Source organism: Janthinobacterium sp. GW823-FHT06H09 (assembly GCF_058794735.1).
Genome location: NZ_JBXAHC010000003.1, coordinates 264,803 through 280,802 on the forward strand (window position 1 = coordinate 264,803; position 16,000 = coordinate 280,802).

At 61.8% G+C, this 16,000-nt stretch carries 15 protein-coding genes; 8 read left to right on the forward strand and 7 right to left on the reverse strand.

All coding sequences use genetic code 11. The features are described from left to right. Positions 1–3: 3 nt before the first annotated feature. Positions 4–3,486, reverse strand: coding sequence for a response regulator (locus AC1Q6X_RS06020; RefSeq protein ID WP_492495739.1), 3,483 nt, complete (start codon positions 3,484–3,486; stop codon positions 4–6). Between the two features lie 281 nt (positions 3,487–3,767). Here AC1Q6X_RS06020 and AC1Q6X_RS06025 point away from each other — a divergent pair, with 281 nt between their 5' ends. Beyond that, entirely contained in the window at positions 3,768–4,220 is a 453-nt protein-coding gene (locus tag AC1Q6X_RS06025; protein ID WP_070218889.1) for an Hsp20/alpha crystallin family protein, read from the forward strand. Positions 4,221–4,318: 98 nt separating this feature from the next. Here AC1Q6X_RS06025 and AC1Q6X_RS06030 read toward each other — a convergent pair whose 3' ends face one another. Continuing rightward, a complete protein-coding gene (locus AC1Q6X_RS06030; protein ID WP_070218888.1) occupies positions 4,319–5,665 on the reverse strand; it encodes an MFS transporter in 1,347 nt (448 codons plus the stop codon). Positions 5,666–5,882: 217 nt separating this feature from the next. On the opposite strand from AC1Q6X_RS06030, the gene cyoA reads away from it, so the two are divergent. The 7 genes from cyoA (at position 5,883) to AC1Q6X_RS06065 (ending at position 12,672) form a co-directional block, all read left to right on the forward strand. Further along, the gene (gene cyoA / locus AC1Q6X_RS06035; RefSeq protein ID WP_175444764.1) at positions 5,883–6,866 is read left to right on the forward strand and encodes a ubiquinol oxidase subunit II; all 984 of its coding nucleotides are present in this window, start codon (positions 5,883–5,885) and stop codon (positions 6,864–6,866) included. Positions 6,867–6,956: 90 nt separating this feature from the next. Beyond that, a complete protein-coding gene (gene cyoB, locus AC1Q6X_RS06040; protein WP_070288466.1) occupies positions 6,957–8,960 on the forward strand; it encodes a cytochrome o ubiquinol oxidase subunit I in 2,004 nt (667 codons plus the stop codon). Continuing rightward, positions 8,953–9,591, forward strand: a complete 639-nt coding sequence (gene cyoC, locus AC1Q6X_RS06045; protein ID WP_034788486.1) for a cytochrome o ubiquinol oxidase subunit III — start codon at positions 8,953–8,955, stop codon at positions 9,589–9,591. Before cyoB ends, cyoC begins: the two co-directional genes overlap by 8 nt. Beyond that, the gene (gene cyoD, locus AC1Q6X_RS06050; RefSeq protein WP_034788483.1) at positions 9,588–9,974 is read left to right on the forward strand and encodes a cytochrome o ubiquinol oxidase subunit IV; all 387 of its coding nucleotides are present in this window, start codon (positions 9,588–9,590) and stop codon (positions 9,972–9,974) included. The genes cyoC and cyoD overlap by 4 nt, the downstream gene beginning before the upstream one ends. Further along, positions 9,971–10,813, forward strand: a complete 843-nt coding sequence (locus AC1Q6X_RS06055) for an SURF1 family protein (protein ID WP_492495742.1) — start codon at positions 9,971–9,973, stop codon at positions 10,811–10,813. The genes cyoD and AC1Q6X_RS06055 overlap by 4 nt, the downstream gene beginning before the upstream one ends. Then, the gene (locus AC1Q6X_RS06060; protein ID WP_492495744.1) at positions 10,797–12,146 is read left to right on the forward strand and encodes an ATP-binding protein; all 1,350 of its coding nucleotides are present in this window, start codon (positions 10,797–10,799) and stop codon (positions 12,144–12,146) included. Before AC1Q6X_RS06055 ends, AC1Q6X_RS06060 begins: the two co-directional genes overlap by 17 nt. Then, on the forward strand, positions 12,136–12,672 hold the full coding sequence (locus AC1Q6X_RS06065; RefSeq protein ID WP_492495746.1) for a response regulator transcription factor: 537 nt from the start codon (positions 12,136–12,138) through the stop codon (positions 12,670–12,672). The genes AC1Q6X_RS06060 and AC1Q6X_RS06065 overlap by 11 nt, the downstream gene beginning before the upstream one ends. Positions 12,673–12,811: 139 nt before the next feature. On the opposite strand, the gene AC1Q6X_RS06070 is transcribed toward AC1Q6X_RS06065, so the two are convergent. The 5 genes from AC1Q6X_RS06070 to AC1Q6X_RS06090 are packed head-to-tail and all read right to left on the reverse strand — an operon-like array spanning position 12,812 to position 15,996. Further along, complete coding sequence (locus tag AC1Q6X_RS06070; RefSeq protein WP_492495748.1) at positions 12,812–13,297, reverse strand: GNAT family N-acetyltransferase; 486 nt, start codon at positions 13,295–13,297, stop codon at positions 12,812–12,814. Positions 13,298–13,299: 2 nt separating this feature from the next. Continuing rightward, complete coding sequence (locus AC1Q6X_RS06075) at positions 13,300–13,941, reverse strand: putative DNA-mimic protein (protein WP_492495750.1); 642 nt, start codon at positions 13,939–13,941, stop codon at positions 13,300–13,302. Positions 13,942–13,998: 57 nt separating this feature from the next. Beyond that, entirely contained in the window at positions 13,999–14,364 is a 366-nt protein-coding gene (locus tag AC1Q6X_RS06080) for a hypothetical protein (RefSeq protein WP_492495752.1), read from the reverse strand. A gap of 25 nt (positions 14,365–14,389) precedes the next feature. After that, positions 14,390–15,187, reverse strand: coding sequence for a phosphonate ABC transporter, permease protein PhnE (phnE, locus tag AC1Q6X_RS06085; protein ID WP_070288457.1), 798 nt, complete (start codon positions 15,185–15,187; stop codon positions 14,390–14,392). Further along, the gene (locus AC1Q6X_RS06090) at positions 15,184–15,996 is read right to left on the reverse strand and encodes a PhnE/PtxC family ABC transporter permease (RefSeq protein WP_070288559.1); all 813 of its coding nucleotides are present in this window, start codon (positions 15,994–15,996) and stop codon (positions 15,184–15,186) included. The genes phnE and AC1Q6X_RS06090 overlap by 4 nt, the downstream gene beginning before the upstream one ends. Positions 15,997–16,000 lie beyond the last annotated feature (4 nt).

Below are 16,000 nucleotides of genomic sequence, written 5' to 3' on the forward strand. Positions count from 1 at the left end.
GCATCAGATGCGTTCCATCTTCGGCATCCACACGCGCAGCAAGGAATACAGACGGTCCAGGTCGATCGGCTTGGCCAGGTAATCGGATGCGCCCGCCTGCAGGCATTCTTCCTGGTCATTCTTCATGGCCTTGGCCGTAATGGCGATGATGGGCAGCTTGTTGTAGCGGCCATCGGCGCGGATCAAGCGCGTCGCTTCCAGGCCATCCATGCCCGGCATCATGACATCCATCAACACCAGGTCGATATCGTCCACGCTGTTGAGCTTGCTGATGGCTTCGAAGCCGTTGCGGCCGATTTCCACCACCACGCCTTTCTGTTCCAGCGCATTCGTCAGGGCAAAGATGTTGCGCACGTCGTCGTCCACCAGCAAAATCTTGCGTCCTTCAAACACGCGCTCGCGGCTGCGCACCTGTTGCAGCATGCCCTGGCGCTCGCTCGACAGTTCCGACTCCACCTTGTGCAGGAAGAGGGTCACTTCGTCGAGCAGGCGTTCGGGCGAACGGGCGCCCTTGATGATGATCGAGCGCGAATATTTCATTAAATCCGCTTCTTCCTCGCGGCTCAGGTTGCGGCCCGTGTAGACGATGACGGGCGGGAACGAGCACAATTCTTCATGTTCCATGCGTTCGAGCAATTCGTTGCCCTGGATGTCGGGCAGCTTCAAGTCGATGATCATGCAGTCGAAAATTTGTGTCTTCAGCAGTTCCAGCGCCTGCTCACCCAAGGCCACGGCCGTGATTTCCACGTCGTTGTCGCTGATCAGGTGGACCACGCTTTCGCGCTGGCGTTCATCGTCCTCGACCAGCAGGATGCGCTTCATCTGCTGCGTGAATTTTGATTCGAGCTTGTGGAACACTTCCTTCAATTGTTCGCGCGTGCGCGGCTTGGTGGCGTAGCCGATGGCGCCCAGCTGCATGGCTTCCTGGATCTGGTCGTTGCCGGAGACGATGTGCACGGGAATGTGGCGGGTTATCGGGTTTTCCTTCAATTGCTGCAAGACCAGCAAGCCAGGGCGGTCCGGCAAGCCCATGTCGAGCAGGATGGCGTCGGGCAGGAATTCTTCCGCCAGGCGCAAGCCTTCGTCTGCGCCGTGCGCCACCAGGCAGCGGTATTGCATTTCATGCGCGAGGTCGAACAGGATGCCGGCAAACGACGGCTCATCCTCGATCACCAGCACGGAACGCTGGCCCGTCTTGGCGGGGGGCACGCTATCGCGGTCATCCTGGAACGTGGGCAGCGGCACGGGCTTGGCGGCGGGGGCCGCCTTTGGTGCAGCGGCCGCGGTTTTTGCGGGCGCTTGCGGCGCGGCGTGGGGCGCTGCCGCCGCCTCCACCGCCCGTTCCGGCATGACGGCCGGCAACACCAAGGTAAACGTGCTGCCCTGGCCCGGCGTGCTGGCCAGCTCGATGCCGCCGCCCAGCAAGGCGGCCAGGTCGCGCGAAATCGACAGGCCCAGGCCCGTGCCGCCATAGCGGCGGCTGGTGGTGCCGTCGGCCTGGTGGAAGGCGTCGAAAATCTTGTGCTGCTGGTCGTCGGCGATGCCGATGCCCGAATCCTGCACCTGGAAGCGCACTTGGCCGGCCGCATCGGCGCTCACGTGCAGGGACACCGTGCCCGCATCGGTAAACTTGATGGCGTTCGACAGCAGATTTTTCAGGATCTGCTCCAGGCGCTGGCGGTCGCTGACGAAGGACGGCGGCGTGTCCGGCGCCACCTTGACGTCAAATACCAGTTTCTTTTGCTGCGCCTGGGCGCCGAACAGCATCTTCATGCTGCTGAGCAGCTCGTCGAAAGGCACGGCGTCCGGCGTCAACTCCAGCTTGCCCGCCTCGACCTTGGAAATGTCGAGGATGTCGTTGATGAGGGTCAACAGGTCATTGCCGGCCGAATAAATGGTTTGCGCAAACGTCACTTGCTCGGGCGTCAGGTTGCCGCTGCTGTTGTCGGACAACAGCTTCGACAGGATGAGCGAGCTGTTCAGCGGCGTGCGCAGCTCATGCGACATGTTCGCCAGGAATTCGGATTTGTAGCGGCTGGCCCGCTGCAGCTCTTCGGCGCGCGCTTCCAGCTGGGCGTGCGCCTGGACGATCGCCATGTTCTTCTGGTCCAGCGACAGCGCCTGCACGGCCAGCTGCTCGTTCGACTGCTCCAGCGCCGCTTTTTGCTCTTCCAGGTGGGCTTGCGACTGTTCCAGCACGCGCGATTGCTCACCCAGCTCTTCATTGGCCGTGCGCAGTTCTTCCTGCTGCACTTCCAGTTCTTCATTCAATTGCTGCGTTTCTTCCAGTACATTTTGCAGGCGCTGGCGGTACAGGGCCGCTTCCAGCGACGTGCCGATATTGGTGCCAATCAGGTTCAGCCACTCCTTGGCGCGGGCGCTGACGGGATGCGTAAAGCCCAGTTCGATGACGCCGTTGACGACGCCTTCATTGTTGACGGGCACCAACACCAGTTCCAGCGGCGCGCCGCTGCCCAGGCTCGACGTCACGGTCAGATAATTCTCGGGCACTTGCTGCACATGCTTGAGGCGTTTTTCGCGCGCCGTCTCGCCCACCAGGCCTTCGCCCAGCTTGAACACCTGTTTTTCCTTCACGCCCTGTTCGTTGAAGCCGTACACGGCAGTACGGCGCAGGCTGCCATCCTCGTCGACGACGTACAGGGTGGCCACGGCCACTTCCAGCCGGTGGGCCAGGAAATCGAGCACGTGCCGTCCCAGTTGCGGCAGGCCCAGCTGGCCGCTTGTGTGGGCGGCCAGCTCCGTCTGTCCCGTGCGCAGCCACGCTTGCTCCTGCAGCACGTCGTTGTCCTTGCCGCGCTGCTCGAGCGCATCGTTATAGATATCGGACAGGCGCAGCAGTTCGCGCCGTCCCAGGTAGGCCAGCAAGCCGGACAATCCCAGGCTGAGGATCAGGAACACCACCACGGCCAGCATGGTGCGGCCCTCGGCCGAGTCGGCCCGTTCCTGGCGCAGCCGCTGCTCCATGGAAAGGAAGGTGAGAAATTCGCGGCGGATTTCGTCGAATTCCAGCTTGCCTTCGCCCTGGCGCACGCGCGCGAGGAATTCCTGGTTGTTGCGGCGCTGGGCGATCACGGCTTCCGCGTACTCCATCCACTGGCCTTGCAGCGCGCGGATGCGGCGCAGCCGGTCCACCTGGATGGAGTTGTCGGACACCAGCTCGAGCAGCGTGTTCATTTCCACGGCGATCTTTGCCTTGCCCGATTTATACGGCGCCAAAAACGTTTCATCGCCCGTCAGCAGGTAGCCGCGCATGCCTGTTTCCAGGTCGACGGACAGCTTCATGACCTCGTTGGCGTTGCCGATCACCCGTTCGGAATGCTCGACCGAGCGCAGGGCCGAGAGCAGGTAGGCGATCAGGCCGACAAAGACGAGGGCCGTGACGATCCCGATAAGCAGCGGCAAGGTAACGTTGCGGGCGAGGATGCGGCGAAAGCTGAAGGAGTCGATCGGGGTCTTGGTATTCATCATGTCCGTGTAAGGCTGTCGCGAAAAAGTCAATTTTAATTGAAATGCAAGGTTTCTGGTGGTCAAGCATAGCGTGCGCTAGCATAACAGTCTTGCGCTAAATTGCCGACGCGTAAGGCGGTGCAAAGCGCGCCAGCGCACAGATGATCGTCGGGGAAAAATCAAGCTGGCCGCGATTGAGGCAGATCAAAGAGACAAGCGGTTCGCATCCTAAGATGCAGGAGGTGGCGGCGTCCCTGCGACGACCGCCGTGTGCAAACCATCCCATGCAGGAGGACATCATGGCCAATCAATTGATGCGTCGCGATCCGCAAAACCCGCTGGCACGTTTCGACCCGTTCAGCGACATGGAAGATTTCATGCATGACTTTTTCGCGCCCGCCTTGCGCTTGCGCGATGCGGGCTCGTCACGCATGCGCGTCGATATTTCCGAAACCGAGCAAGCCTATCAGGTGCAGGCAGACATTCCAGGCGTCAACAAGGACGATATCAAGGTCTCCATCGACGGGAGCCGCGTCTCCATCAGTGCCGAACTCAAGGATGAAAGGGTGACGCGCGACGGCGGCGGCAAGACCGTGCGCAGCGAACGCGAGTACGGCCAGCAATACCGCAGCTTCGTGCTGCCGCACGAGGTGGACGAAGCCGGCGCCCAGGCGCGCTATGAAAATGGCGTGCTGCTGCTGGACTTGCCGAAGAAGGAGGGCACGGGCGGGCGGCAACTGGCGATACAGTAAGCCGGTCCGGGGCATAAAAAAACGCCGGACGGTGCCGGCGTTTCTTGGGTATTGTCGGGTGGCAGCACGCTGCCACCCGATTTGCCTCTATATATATGTCAGTCGCGGATTTCCAGCGCCCGGTTCAGGCTCAGCGCGGCCAGCGAGGCGACGGCGCCCGACAGCAGGTAGAAGCTGACATAGGCGAGGCCGAAGTTGGCCGACAGGCCCAGCGCCACCAGCGGGGCGAAGCCGGCGCCGACCAGCCAGGCCAGGTCGGACGTCAGGGCCGCGCCCGTATAGCGGAAGCGGGCAGGGAAGTTGGCCGTCACGGCGCCGGCAGCCTGGCCGTAGGACAGGCCAAGCAGGCTGAAGCCCACGAGGATGAACACGTCCTGGCCCGTATTGCCGCCGCCCATCAGGGTCGGCACGAAGGCGCTGAAGATGGCGATCAGCACGGCCAGCACGCCCAGGGTGGTGCGGCGGCCCACTTTATCGGCCAGCAAGCCGGAAATCACTACGCCGATGGCGGCCAGCACGGCGCCGACCATCTGGATTTGCAGGAAGTCCGGGGCCGAACGCGTCTGGTAGACGGAAATCCACGACAGCGGGAACACGGTGACCAGGTGGAACAGGGCGTAGCTGGCCAGCGCGGCGAGGGCGCCGATCAGCACGTTGCGGCCCTGGCCGCGGCTCATTTCAAACACGCTCACGGGCTGCAGTTCGCGTTCGTCGAGCAGGCGCGCATATTCATTCGTCGACACCAGGCGCAAACGGGCAAACAGGGCCACGACGTTGATGGCGAAGGCCACATAGAACGGATAGCGCCAGCCCCAGTCGAGGAAGTCTTCATCCGTCAGGCTGGTCAGCATGAACCAGAACAGGCCGGCGGCGATCAGGAAGCCGGCGGGCGCGCCCAGCTGGCCCAGCATGGCGTACCAGCCGCGCTTGTTTTCCGGCGCGTTCAGGGCCAGCAGCGATGGCAAGCCATCCCAGGAGCCGCCTAGGGCCACGCCCTGGCCGATGCGCAGCACGGACAGCCAGATGATGGCGGCAAAGCCCAGGTGGGAGTAGGTCGGCAGGAAGGCGATGCCGGCTGTCGACACGCCCAGGAGGAAGAGGGCGAACGTCAGCTTGGCGCTGCGTCCCATGCGGCGCTGGATTTCCATGAAGATCACGGTGCCGAACGGACGGGCGATGAAGGCGAATGAGAAAATCAGGAACGCATATAACGTCCCTTCCAGGCGTTCTTCGAACGGGAAGAAGACGCGCGGAAACACCAGCACCGAGGCGATGGCGTAAACAAAGAAGTCAAAGTATTCGGAAGCGCGGCCGATGATCACGCCGACGGCGATCTCACCGGGGTCGATATGCGATTCGACCGTGCCGGCCCCGCGTGCGTCGCGCAGGGAGTGGGGGGAAAAGTCGGCGGGTACATCGCCGCTGTGTGTGCGCGTGCTGGACATGATGATCGTCTCCAATATCGTTTCGAGTTCGGCCAACGCGTAACTTACCCCGGGTGTCTCACGCCCGGAGCAGGACTATTCATTAGATAGTTGTAGGAGAAGTCCTCGTCTACCAAGTGAAAGTCCGAGCAAGGGGTAGGACAAAACGTCCAATTGCCAGTGCGCTCCAGTGAGAATACAGTACCATATCTTCATCCCCTGTACTGGACTTTCCTGTATGTTTTCATTAAAAGTTCGTCGCGGACTGCTTCTTTTACCTCTCGCATTGTTGGCTGGTTGCAATACGGTGGTACTGAATCCGTCTGGCGACATCGCAGTTCAGCAAGGCAATCTGATTGTCATCTCGACATTGCTGATGCTGTTGATTATCGTTCCGGTAATCGCCCTGACCCTGCTGTTCGCATGGCGCTATAGAAAAAACAACACCGCGGCCAAATACGAGCCGGACTGGGACCACTCGACTCGCCTCGAGCTGATTATCTGGGGCGCGCCCCTGTTGATCATCATCGTGCTGGGCCTGCTGACCTGGATCAGCACCCACACCCTCGATCCATACCGCCCATTGAGCCGTATCGACGCCAACCGTCCCATTCCCGCCAGCCACAAGCCGATGATCGTCGAAGTCGTGGCCATGGACTGGAAATGGCTGTTCATCTACCCGGAGCAAGGCATCGCTTCCGTGAATGAACTGTACGCGCCCGTCGATCGTCCGATCCGCTTCAAGATCACCGCGTCGTCCGTCATGAACTCGTTCTTCATCCCCGCGCTGGCAGGTCAGATCTACGCCATGCCGGGCATGGAAACGCAGTTGAATGCCGTCATCAACAAGCCGGGTGTCTATAAAGGCTTCTCCGCGAACTACAGCGGTGCCGGTTTCTCGGGCATGCGCTTCAAGTTCCACGGTGTCAATGATGCGGACTTCGACAAATGGGTGGAATCGGCACGTGCCGGTGGCGGCGCGCTGAACCGCGACGACTACCTGTCGCTGGCCCAGCCTAGCGAACGCGACCCGGTACGCCGCTACAGCGCCGTGCCTAACGATCTGTACAAGGCAATTCTGAACCGCACCATCGTTTCCGACGCCCTGTGCGTGACGCCGGTCGAGCCATACAAATTGACGATGGCAAAAAGCCCGGTAGCGGCCGTAACGGCAGTAGTCGCTAGCGATGCAGTCGTGGAAAAGGGCGTTCAAGCCAAGTAACCACTGCATGAATCCCGCAGCGCATCGTAGTGGCGCTGCAGATACTGGCGCCGCTTGCCTGGCGCCTCCCTTTTTTCTCTGAGAGTAACAATGCTAGACCATATTGATCTGACGAAGCTTATATTCGGCCGTCTGACTTGGGATGCAATTCCATTTCACGAACCTATCCTGCTGGCGACCTTTGCAATGGTCGCCCTGGGCGGTATCGCACTCGTTGCGGCACTGACGTATTTCCGCGTCTGGGGTACCCTGTGGCGCGACTGGATCACCAGTATCGACCATAAAAAAATCGGTATCATGTACATGATCCTGGGCCTGGTCATGCTGCTGCGCGGCTTTGCCGACGCGCTCATGATGCGTACCCAGCAGGCGATCGCCTTTGGCGACAATGCCGGCTTCCTGCCGCCGCATCACTACGACCAGATCTTCACCGCCCACGGCGTGATCATGATCTTCTTCGTCGCGATGCCTTTCGTGACGGGTCTGATGAACTACGTGGTGCCGCTGCAGATCGGCGCGCGCGACGTGGCTTTCCCATTCCTCAACAACTTCAGCTTCTGGATGACCACCATGGGCGCCGCCCTGGTCATGGCTTCGCTGTTCGTCGGCGAATTCGCCCGCACGGGCTGGCTGGCGTATCCGCCGCTGTCGGGCATCGTCGGCAGTCCGGACGTGGGGGTAGACTATTACATCTGGTCCTTGCAGATTGCCGGGGTCGGGACGCTATTGTCCGGTGTCAACCTGATCGCCACCATCGTCAAGATGCGCGCGCCTGGCATGACCTGGATGAAAATGCCTGTCTTCACCTGGACCGCACTGTGCACCAACATCCTGATCGTCGCCGCTTTCCCGGTACTGACGGCTGTTCTGGCCATGCTGTCGCTGGACCGCGTCGCCGGCTTTAACTTCTTCACGACGGAACTGGGCGGCAACGCCATGATGTACGTCAACCTGATCTGGATCTGGGGGCACCCGGAAGTCTACATTCTGATCCTGCCGCTGTTCGGCGTGTTCTCGGAAGTGGTCGCCACGTTCAGCAGCAAACGCCTGTTCGGCTACGCCTCGATGGTGTACGCCACCTGCGTCATCATGATCCTGTCCTACCTGGTATGGCTGCATCACTTCTTCACCATGGGTTCGGGCGCCAGCGTCAACTCCTTCTTCGGCATCACGACGATGATCATTTCGATCCCGACGGGCGCGAAGATCTTCAACTGGCTGTTTACCATGTACCGCGGCCGTATCCGCTTTGAACTGCCGATGCTGTGGACGATCGGCTTCATGGTCACCTTCACCATCGGCGGCATGACCGGGGTGCTGCTGGCCGTACCACCAGCGGACTTCGTGCTGCATAACAGCCTGTTCCTGATCGCCCACTTCCATAACGTGATTATCGGCGGCGTGGTGTTCGGTGTCTTTGCTGCAATTAACTACTGGTACCCGAAAGCCTTCGGCTACAAGCTCGACGCGTTCTGGGGCAAGTGCTCGTTCTGGTTCTGGTTCGTCGGCTTCTACCTGGCCTTCATGCCGCTGTACGTGCTGGGCCTGATGGGCGTGACCCGTCGTGTCAACCACTTTGAAGATCCATCCTTGCAAATCTGGACCATCATCGCCTGGTTTGGCGCCGTCTCGATCGCGCTGGGCATCGGTTCCCTGCTGATGCAGTTCTATGTGAGTTTCCGCAACCGTCACGCCCTGCGCGACGTCACCGGCGACCCATGGGGCGGCCGTACGCTGGAATGGTCGACGTCGTCGCCACCGCCAGACTATAATTTCGCCTTCACGCCACAAGTGCACGAACTCGATGCATGGACTGACATGAAGAAACACGGTTACCAGCGTCCGACGTCCGGTTTCACGAAGATCCACATGCCGAAGAACACCTGGGCTGGTTTCGTGATCGCCGCACTGTCCGCACTGGTCGGTTTTGGCCTGATCTGGCAAATGTGGCTCGTCGCCAGCGTTGGCTTCGTGGTCATGATGATTACGATCATCGTCCATACCTTTAACTACAAGCGCGATTACTACATTCCTGCGGAAGAAGTGGTCCGTACCGAAGACGCTTATACTAAATTGCTGAGCAGCCATGTCTGATACCATCGCCCATAACACCGGCGCCGCTGGCGCCGCACCAAGCACGCGCAGCTACTTTGTGCGCGAGCATCATCCGGAAAACGGCAGCTTGCTCGGTTTCTGGCTCTACCTGATGAGCGATTGCCTGATCTTCGCCTGTCTGTTCGCCACGTACGCCGTGGTCGGCCGCAGCTATGCGGACGGCCCGACGGGCGCCGCGCTGTTCGACCTGCCGCTGGTGGCCGTCAACACGGCCATGCTGCTGCTGTCGTCGATCACCTACGGCTTCGCCATGCTGGCCATGCAGCGCAAGCAATTGCGCAGCACCCTGGTCTGGCTGGGCATCACGGGCCTGTTCGGCCTGGCCTTCCTGTCGCTGGAAATGTATGAATTCATTCATCTGATCCACGAAGGCGCCGGTCCGCAGCGCAGCGCGTTCCTGTCGTCGTTCTTTGCCCTGGTCGGCACCCACGGCTTGCACGTGACGTTCGGCGTGATCTGGCTCGTGACCTTGATGTTCCAGTTGAACAAGCATGGCCTGACCCCGGAAAACGGCCGCCGCATGATGTGCCTGTCGCTGTTCTGGCACTTCCTGGACGTCATCTGGATCGGCGTCTTCACCTTTGTCTACCTGATGGGAGTGCTGCCATGAGCGACCACCACACACACGGCGATAGCCACCACCATGACAACCACGATCATGGCAGCCTGAAAAGCTACGCCATCGGTTTCATCCTGTCGGTGATCCTGACGGCCATTCCGTTCTGGCTGGTGATGACGAAAGCCATCACCAACTCGGGCACCATGGGCCTGGTTCTGCTGGCATTCGCGGCCGTTCAAGTGGTGGTACACATGGTGTACTTCCTGCACATGAACACCAAGTCCGAAGGCGGCTGGAACATGATGGCGCTGATCTTCACGATCATGATCGTGGGCATCGCCATGGCCGGTTCCCTGTGGGTCATGTACCACATGAACCACAACATGATGCCGGATCTGATGCCTGAGTACATGCATACGAAAACGGCTCCATGATGAGTCAACCGCGCCCAAGCAACACCGGGCGCGCCCCTGGCGCCGCATCGCAAGATGCCGCGCCAGGCCCACGCGGCATGGCTGTGCATTATTCAAAAATTGCGCTAGCCTTGCTGGCGGGGATCTTGTTTGCCGGTTTCTGCGTCCTGGGAACCTGGCAAGTCAAGCGCCTGTTCTGGAAGCTTGACCTGATCGAGCGCGTCGAACAACGCGTACATGCGCCCGCAACGGACGCGCCTGGACCCGCAGCCTGGGCCAGCATCACGCAGCAAACGGATGAATACCGCCATGTGCGACTCTCCGGTACTTATCTCCCCATTTTCAATACCCTGGTGCAAGCAACGACGGCACTGGGCAGCGGTTACTGGCTGGTGACGCCCTTGCGCCTGGCCGACGGCAGCACCGTGCTCATCAACCGCGGCTTCGTGCCGAAACGCGCCGGCATCGCCGCCAGCACGCCGGCCGGCATCGTCGAGGTCGACGGCTTGCTGCGCATCAGCGAGACGGGCGGCGGTTTCTTGCGTGAAAACAGTCCTGCCACGCAGCACTGGTATTCGCGCGACGTGGCCGCCATCGCCGCCTCGCACATGCTGAGCAACGTGGCGCCATATTTCGTCGATGCGAAAGAGAAATCGGAAACGGCCAGTGACGCCCCCGTCGGCGGCCTGACCGTGATCTCGTTCCACAACAACCACCTCGTGTATGCACTGACGTGGTTCGCGCTGGCCCTGATGGTGGCCGGCATCACATGGTGGATCGTGCGCGAAGACAAGCGCCGCCGCGCGCGCAAGGCGGGCAATGCCGATCGCCAGGAAAGCGACCATGCCGGGCAGGATTGAAATCCTGCCCAACCGCGAGGTACTAGAACGCGGCGCCGTGGCGGCCGAGATGGAACATCCGGCCGGCCACCAGAACATGAAGCTGCTGATCCAGCTGCGCTGGCTGGCCGTGATCGGCCAGATCAGCACCATCTTCGGCGTGGGCGTGGGACTGGGCATCGCCTTGCCCGTGCCCTACATGCTCGAAGTGCTGTCCTGCCTGATCGCCTTCAATCTGGCCAGCCTGCTGCGCTGGCACGAGCGCCAGCCCGTTTCCAATACGGCCCTGTTTCTTGCTCTGCTGGTCGACGTCACCGTGCTGACGGCCCAGCTCTACCTGAGCGGCGGCATCAGCAACCCGTTTGCCTTCCTGTATTTATTGCAAGTCATCCTCAGCGCCGTGCTGCTGGAAGTGTGGTCGACCTGGATCATGGTGGCCATTACCAGCCTGTGCCTGGCGGGCCTGGCCTTGCTGCCCGGCCCCTTGATCCTGCCGATCGACCCCGAGCGCGGCTTTTCCAGCCTGTACGTGCAGGGCCTGCTGATCTGTTTTATTTTGAACGCCGCCTTGCTGGTGGTGTTCATCACGCGCATCAACCGCAACCAGCGGGCCGGCGACGCCAAGGTGGCCGACTTGCGCCAGCGCGCGGCGGAAGAGGAGCACATCATCCGTATGGGCTTGCTGGCCTCGGGCGCCGCGCACGAGCTGGGCACGCCGCTGGCGACGCTCTCCGTCATCCTCGGCGACTGGCGCCGCATGCCGGAACTGAGCAAGAACAGCGAATTGCTGGAAGAAATCACGGAAATGCAGGCGCAATTGCAGCGCTGCAAAAGCATCGTCAGCGGCATTCTGTTGTCGGCGGGCGAGGCGCGGGGGGAATCTTCCGTGAAAACGACGATCAATACCTTCCTCAACGACCTGGTCGACGAGTGGCGCACGAGCCGCCCGATCCAGGATTTCGAGTACGATAACCGCATCGAGCACGATGTGCCCGTCGTCTTCGATTCGACCTTGAAACAAACCATCTGCAATGTGCTCGACAATGCGCTGGAAGCGTCGCCCGAATGGCTGCGCTTCGAAGCGACGCGCGAAGCGGACGCCTTGCACCTGGTCGTTACCGATGCGGGCCCCGGCTTCGAGCCGTCGATGCTGACGCACCTGGGTAAACCATATCAAAGCAGCAAGGGCAAGCCCGGCGGCGGCCTCGGTCTGTTCCTGGTGGTCAATGTCGCGCGTACCCTGGGCGGCACGGTGACTGCGCGCAACCGGGTGCAGGGCGGGGCGGTGGTGCACCTGGCTTTGCCGCTGGCGGCCATCAAACTGGAAAGAGAAAGCGACCACCATGCAGAATGACCGTCTGTTACTGATCGTGGAAGACGATGCCGCGTTTGCCCGCACCCTGGGCCGCTCGTTCGAACGGCGCGGCTATCAGGTCATCCTGGCCACCAATTTCGACGAGGCGAGCGCCTTGCTGGAACAGCATTGCCCCGACTACGCCGTCGTCGATTTAAAACTCAATGGCAATACATCCGGCCTGGCCTGCGTGCAGATGCTGCACCAGCACGACCCGGAGATGCTGATCGTCGTGCTGACGGGCTACGCCAGCATCGGCACGGCCGTCGAAGCGATCAAGCTGGGCGCCTGCCAGTACCTGGCGAAACCGTCGAACACGGACGACATCGAAGCGGCCTTCGGCCACGTGGCCGGCAACGCCGACATCGAACTGACGAACCGCGCCACCAACATCAAGACCCTGGAATGGGAGCGCATCCACGAAATGCTGGCCGAGACGGATTTTAATATTTCCGAAACGGCGAGAAGGCTGGGCATGCACCGGCGCACCCTGGCGCGCAAGCTGGAGAAGCAGCGGGTCAAGTAGACATTCCGGTAGTCACTGCGCAGTTTGGTCGTTCTCGAATGCCAATTCGATCGCACTGTCGTCGCTCCAGCGCATGCTGTGGGAAAGCAGCGGTATTGAGCATTGTGGGATTGTTGTTATGTGTACAGATGGATGGCGTTCAAGTCGGCGCCAGCCACTCCATCTTCTGCACGCGGATATGCGGATGGCTTTCCAGCGCTTCCCATTCGGGCAAAAAGACAAACCCCTGCTTCTGGTAAAACGCCGCCGCACGGGCGTTCCCGGGCGCCACGTCGAGCACCAGGCGAACGTGGCCGTTGTCCACGGCGCATTGTTTTACGGCCTCGACCAGGCCTTGCGCCACGGCCAGGCCCCGATATGCGGACTGTACCCACATGGCGATCAAATGGCATTCGCCATTGCCGGCCACCACTTGCGCGGCCAGGCCGATGGCTTGTTCTCCGTCAAAGGCGAGGAAAAACGTGCGCTGCGGCGTGCTGGTGGCGCGCTGCTGCCAGTCGGCATCGGAAAAAGCGGCCGCGCTGGCGTGGCTGGCGCCAAAGGCCGTGGGGGCGTCGAGCAGCGCGGCCAGGCGCGTGGCTTTCAGCGCCGGCCAGTCGCTGGCGGTGGTGGGCCGTATCAGCATGCTCAGTTGAAGACGATCGCCGTCTTGTGTTCGATGCTGAGCCTGCATGCCTCATACGCGGCCAGCCAGGCGATCAGTTCGCGCTCGAGACCGTCTTCGGCGTCGATACGCGCATTGATGCGCGCCGCTTCTTCATCGCTCAGCTCGTCGCCGAGCAGGAAAATGCCCAGCGCGGGCGCGACCGTGACCAGTTCGGCGCGCAGGCTGTACGAGGAACCGAGCATGCCGCCCAGCAGCGGATGTTCATCATCGGCAAAAATGACGTCGTCGAAGACGAGGGGGAAATAAAAGCCCTCGCAATCGGAATGGCAGAGCAGGTGGCTGTCCAGGTCATCCTGCGCCGCTTCCAGCACCGGGTCTTCGCTTGGATCCTCGCCTTCGGCCAGCGGCGTGGCCTGCCATTGCCCATCCTGGACCGCATGCGCATACGCGCGGCGCAAATAATGGAGGTAGCTGTATGGAAAGGAATCAAGCGCTGCGCGCGACTGCAGTTGCGGCAAGACCAGCGGTTCGCCATGCTGCGGCAAGCCCGCTTTTTGCAGCAGGGCGTTCGCTTGCGCCAGGGAATCGGCCAGCCATTGCGCGCCTTCCGGGTCTTCTTCGTGCAGATCGGCCAGAGCGCCGACTGTTATTGCCAATCCCATGCATGGACTCCTTTATTGTTCAGCTGCCAGTGTAAATCATTTGCCTCTGATCATCATTTACGATTGGTCCCACACTTCGATGGTCAGCAGCTGTCCGGGCGCGCAGGCGGCGATGCGCTCCCCGTGCACGGTGATGCTGCCGGGCCAGCCCGTGAGCTGGTCCTGCGGAAACTCGCCATCCTGCGCTTCGGCGATGCCCGCCAGCAGCAGGGGCGCGATGACGTCCGCCGAGGCCGTGTAGCGGTTGGGGAAACCATTGAAGGCCAGCTGGGTCGCCTTGCCTTGCTCACACAGTTGCGCGATCCAGTCGGCGCCGAACAGGCCCGCTTCCCACGTGGCGAGAAACGCTTCCTTGTTGACCTTCGTCATATCGGCCATTTGTTCCGGCGTTTCTGTCGAGATAATCGTCCACCAGCCTGACATGGGCATTCCTTGTGAAAAGTGAAAATTAGCGGGTCATGGCGCGGCGCAGCAGGTAGCTGAGGCCATCGACGGCGGCCACCATCAGCAGCATGGCGACGATGACGGTGGCGGCGTTCTGCATCTGGAACAGCGACAGATGGTATTTCAGCATCTGCCCCAGGCCGCCCGCGCCGACAACGCCGAGGATGGCGGCGGCGCGGATATTGTTTTCCCAGCGGTACAAAGTGTAGGACATCATCTGCGGCCCGCACTGCGGCAAGGTCGCGTACAAAAAGGCCACCGCAGGCCGGGCGCCGTTGATGCGCAGGGTGGCGGCCGGCAAGGGCGGGCAGTTTTCGAACGCGTCGGCAAACAAGCGGCCCAGCACGCCCACCGTGTGCAGGGCCAGCGCCAGTGTGCCCGCGAACGGGCCCAGGCCGGCGGCGATCAGCAGGATCGAGGCCCACACCAGCTCCGGGATCGAGCGCAGCACATTCAACACGCCACGCGTCGCGTTGCGCGCCAGGCTGCCGAAACGGCCGCTGGCGGGCAGGGCCAGCAGCGCGCCCAGGATGGCGGCGATCACCGTGCCGATGGCCGACATGGCAAGTGTTTCAAAGGTGGCAATGCCCACTTTCATCAGGAAGGGGCTGGCCAGCTCGGGCGGGGCGAAGCCGTGCAGGAAATCGGCCGTCGTGCGCACGGCATCGGCACTGAAGAATTCTCCCCATTTCAGGGGCAGGGTGGCGAAGCTGGCGATGACCAGCAGCAGCAGACCGGCCAGCAAGGCCCAGGTCGACCAGCGCACGGGGGCAGGGGCGGGCAACATCGGTTCAGTCTTCATGCCAGCCTCCGGCGCAGCATGGCGGAGACGGCGTCGGCGCCCGCCACCAGCAGCACGAACACCATCAGCATGGTGGCCAGTTCATTGCCTGCCATCATCTTCATCGATTCATCCATGCGCTGGCCCAGGCCGCCCGCGCCGACAAATCCCATGACGACGGAGCCGCGGATCGCGCATTCCCACCGGTAGATCGTGTACGACACCAGTTCCGCGGCCGATTCGGGCAGGGCGCCGTACAGCAAGGCTTTTAATCTGCCGCTGCCGTTGTGCAATAGCGCGTTGCAGGCGGCGGCGTCCGATGATTCGAGGATTTCCGCATACACCTTGCCCAGCATGCCGCAATACGTGAGCGCGATGGCGATCACGCCCGCCGTCGGCCCCAGTCCCACGATGCGCACCAATAGCAATGCCCAGACCAGTTCCGGCACGCTGCGCAGCAGCACCAGCAGCGCGCGCACGCCATGGCGCACGCTGGCGGCCAGCGGCGACACTTGGCCGCTGCCGATGCGCGAGATCGACAAGCGCTCCGTCACCAGCAAGGTCAGGGGAATGGCGCCCAGCATGGCCAGCGCCATGCCGGCCGTGGCCATGGCGATGGTTTCCCAGCTGGAAATGGCCACCAGCTGCAAAAATTCCAGCGAGTGGGCGGGCGGCACGAAGCTGGCGATGAATTGCCAGGTGGCTGCCAGGCTTTGCGCATCCCAGAGTATCCACGGTTTGAACTCAGCCTGCACCAGCATCGGCCACAGCACGAGCAGCACGATGGCAGCCCCGGTCAGGCGGCCGCGCCAGGCGGGGTCGCGCGGCATGGCG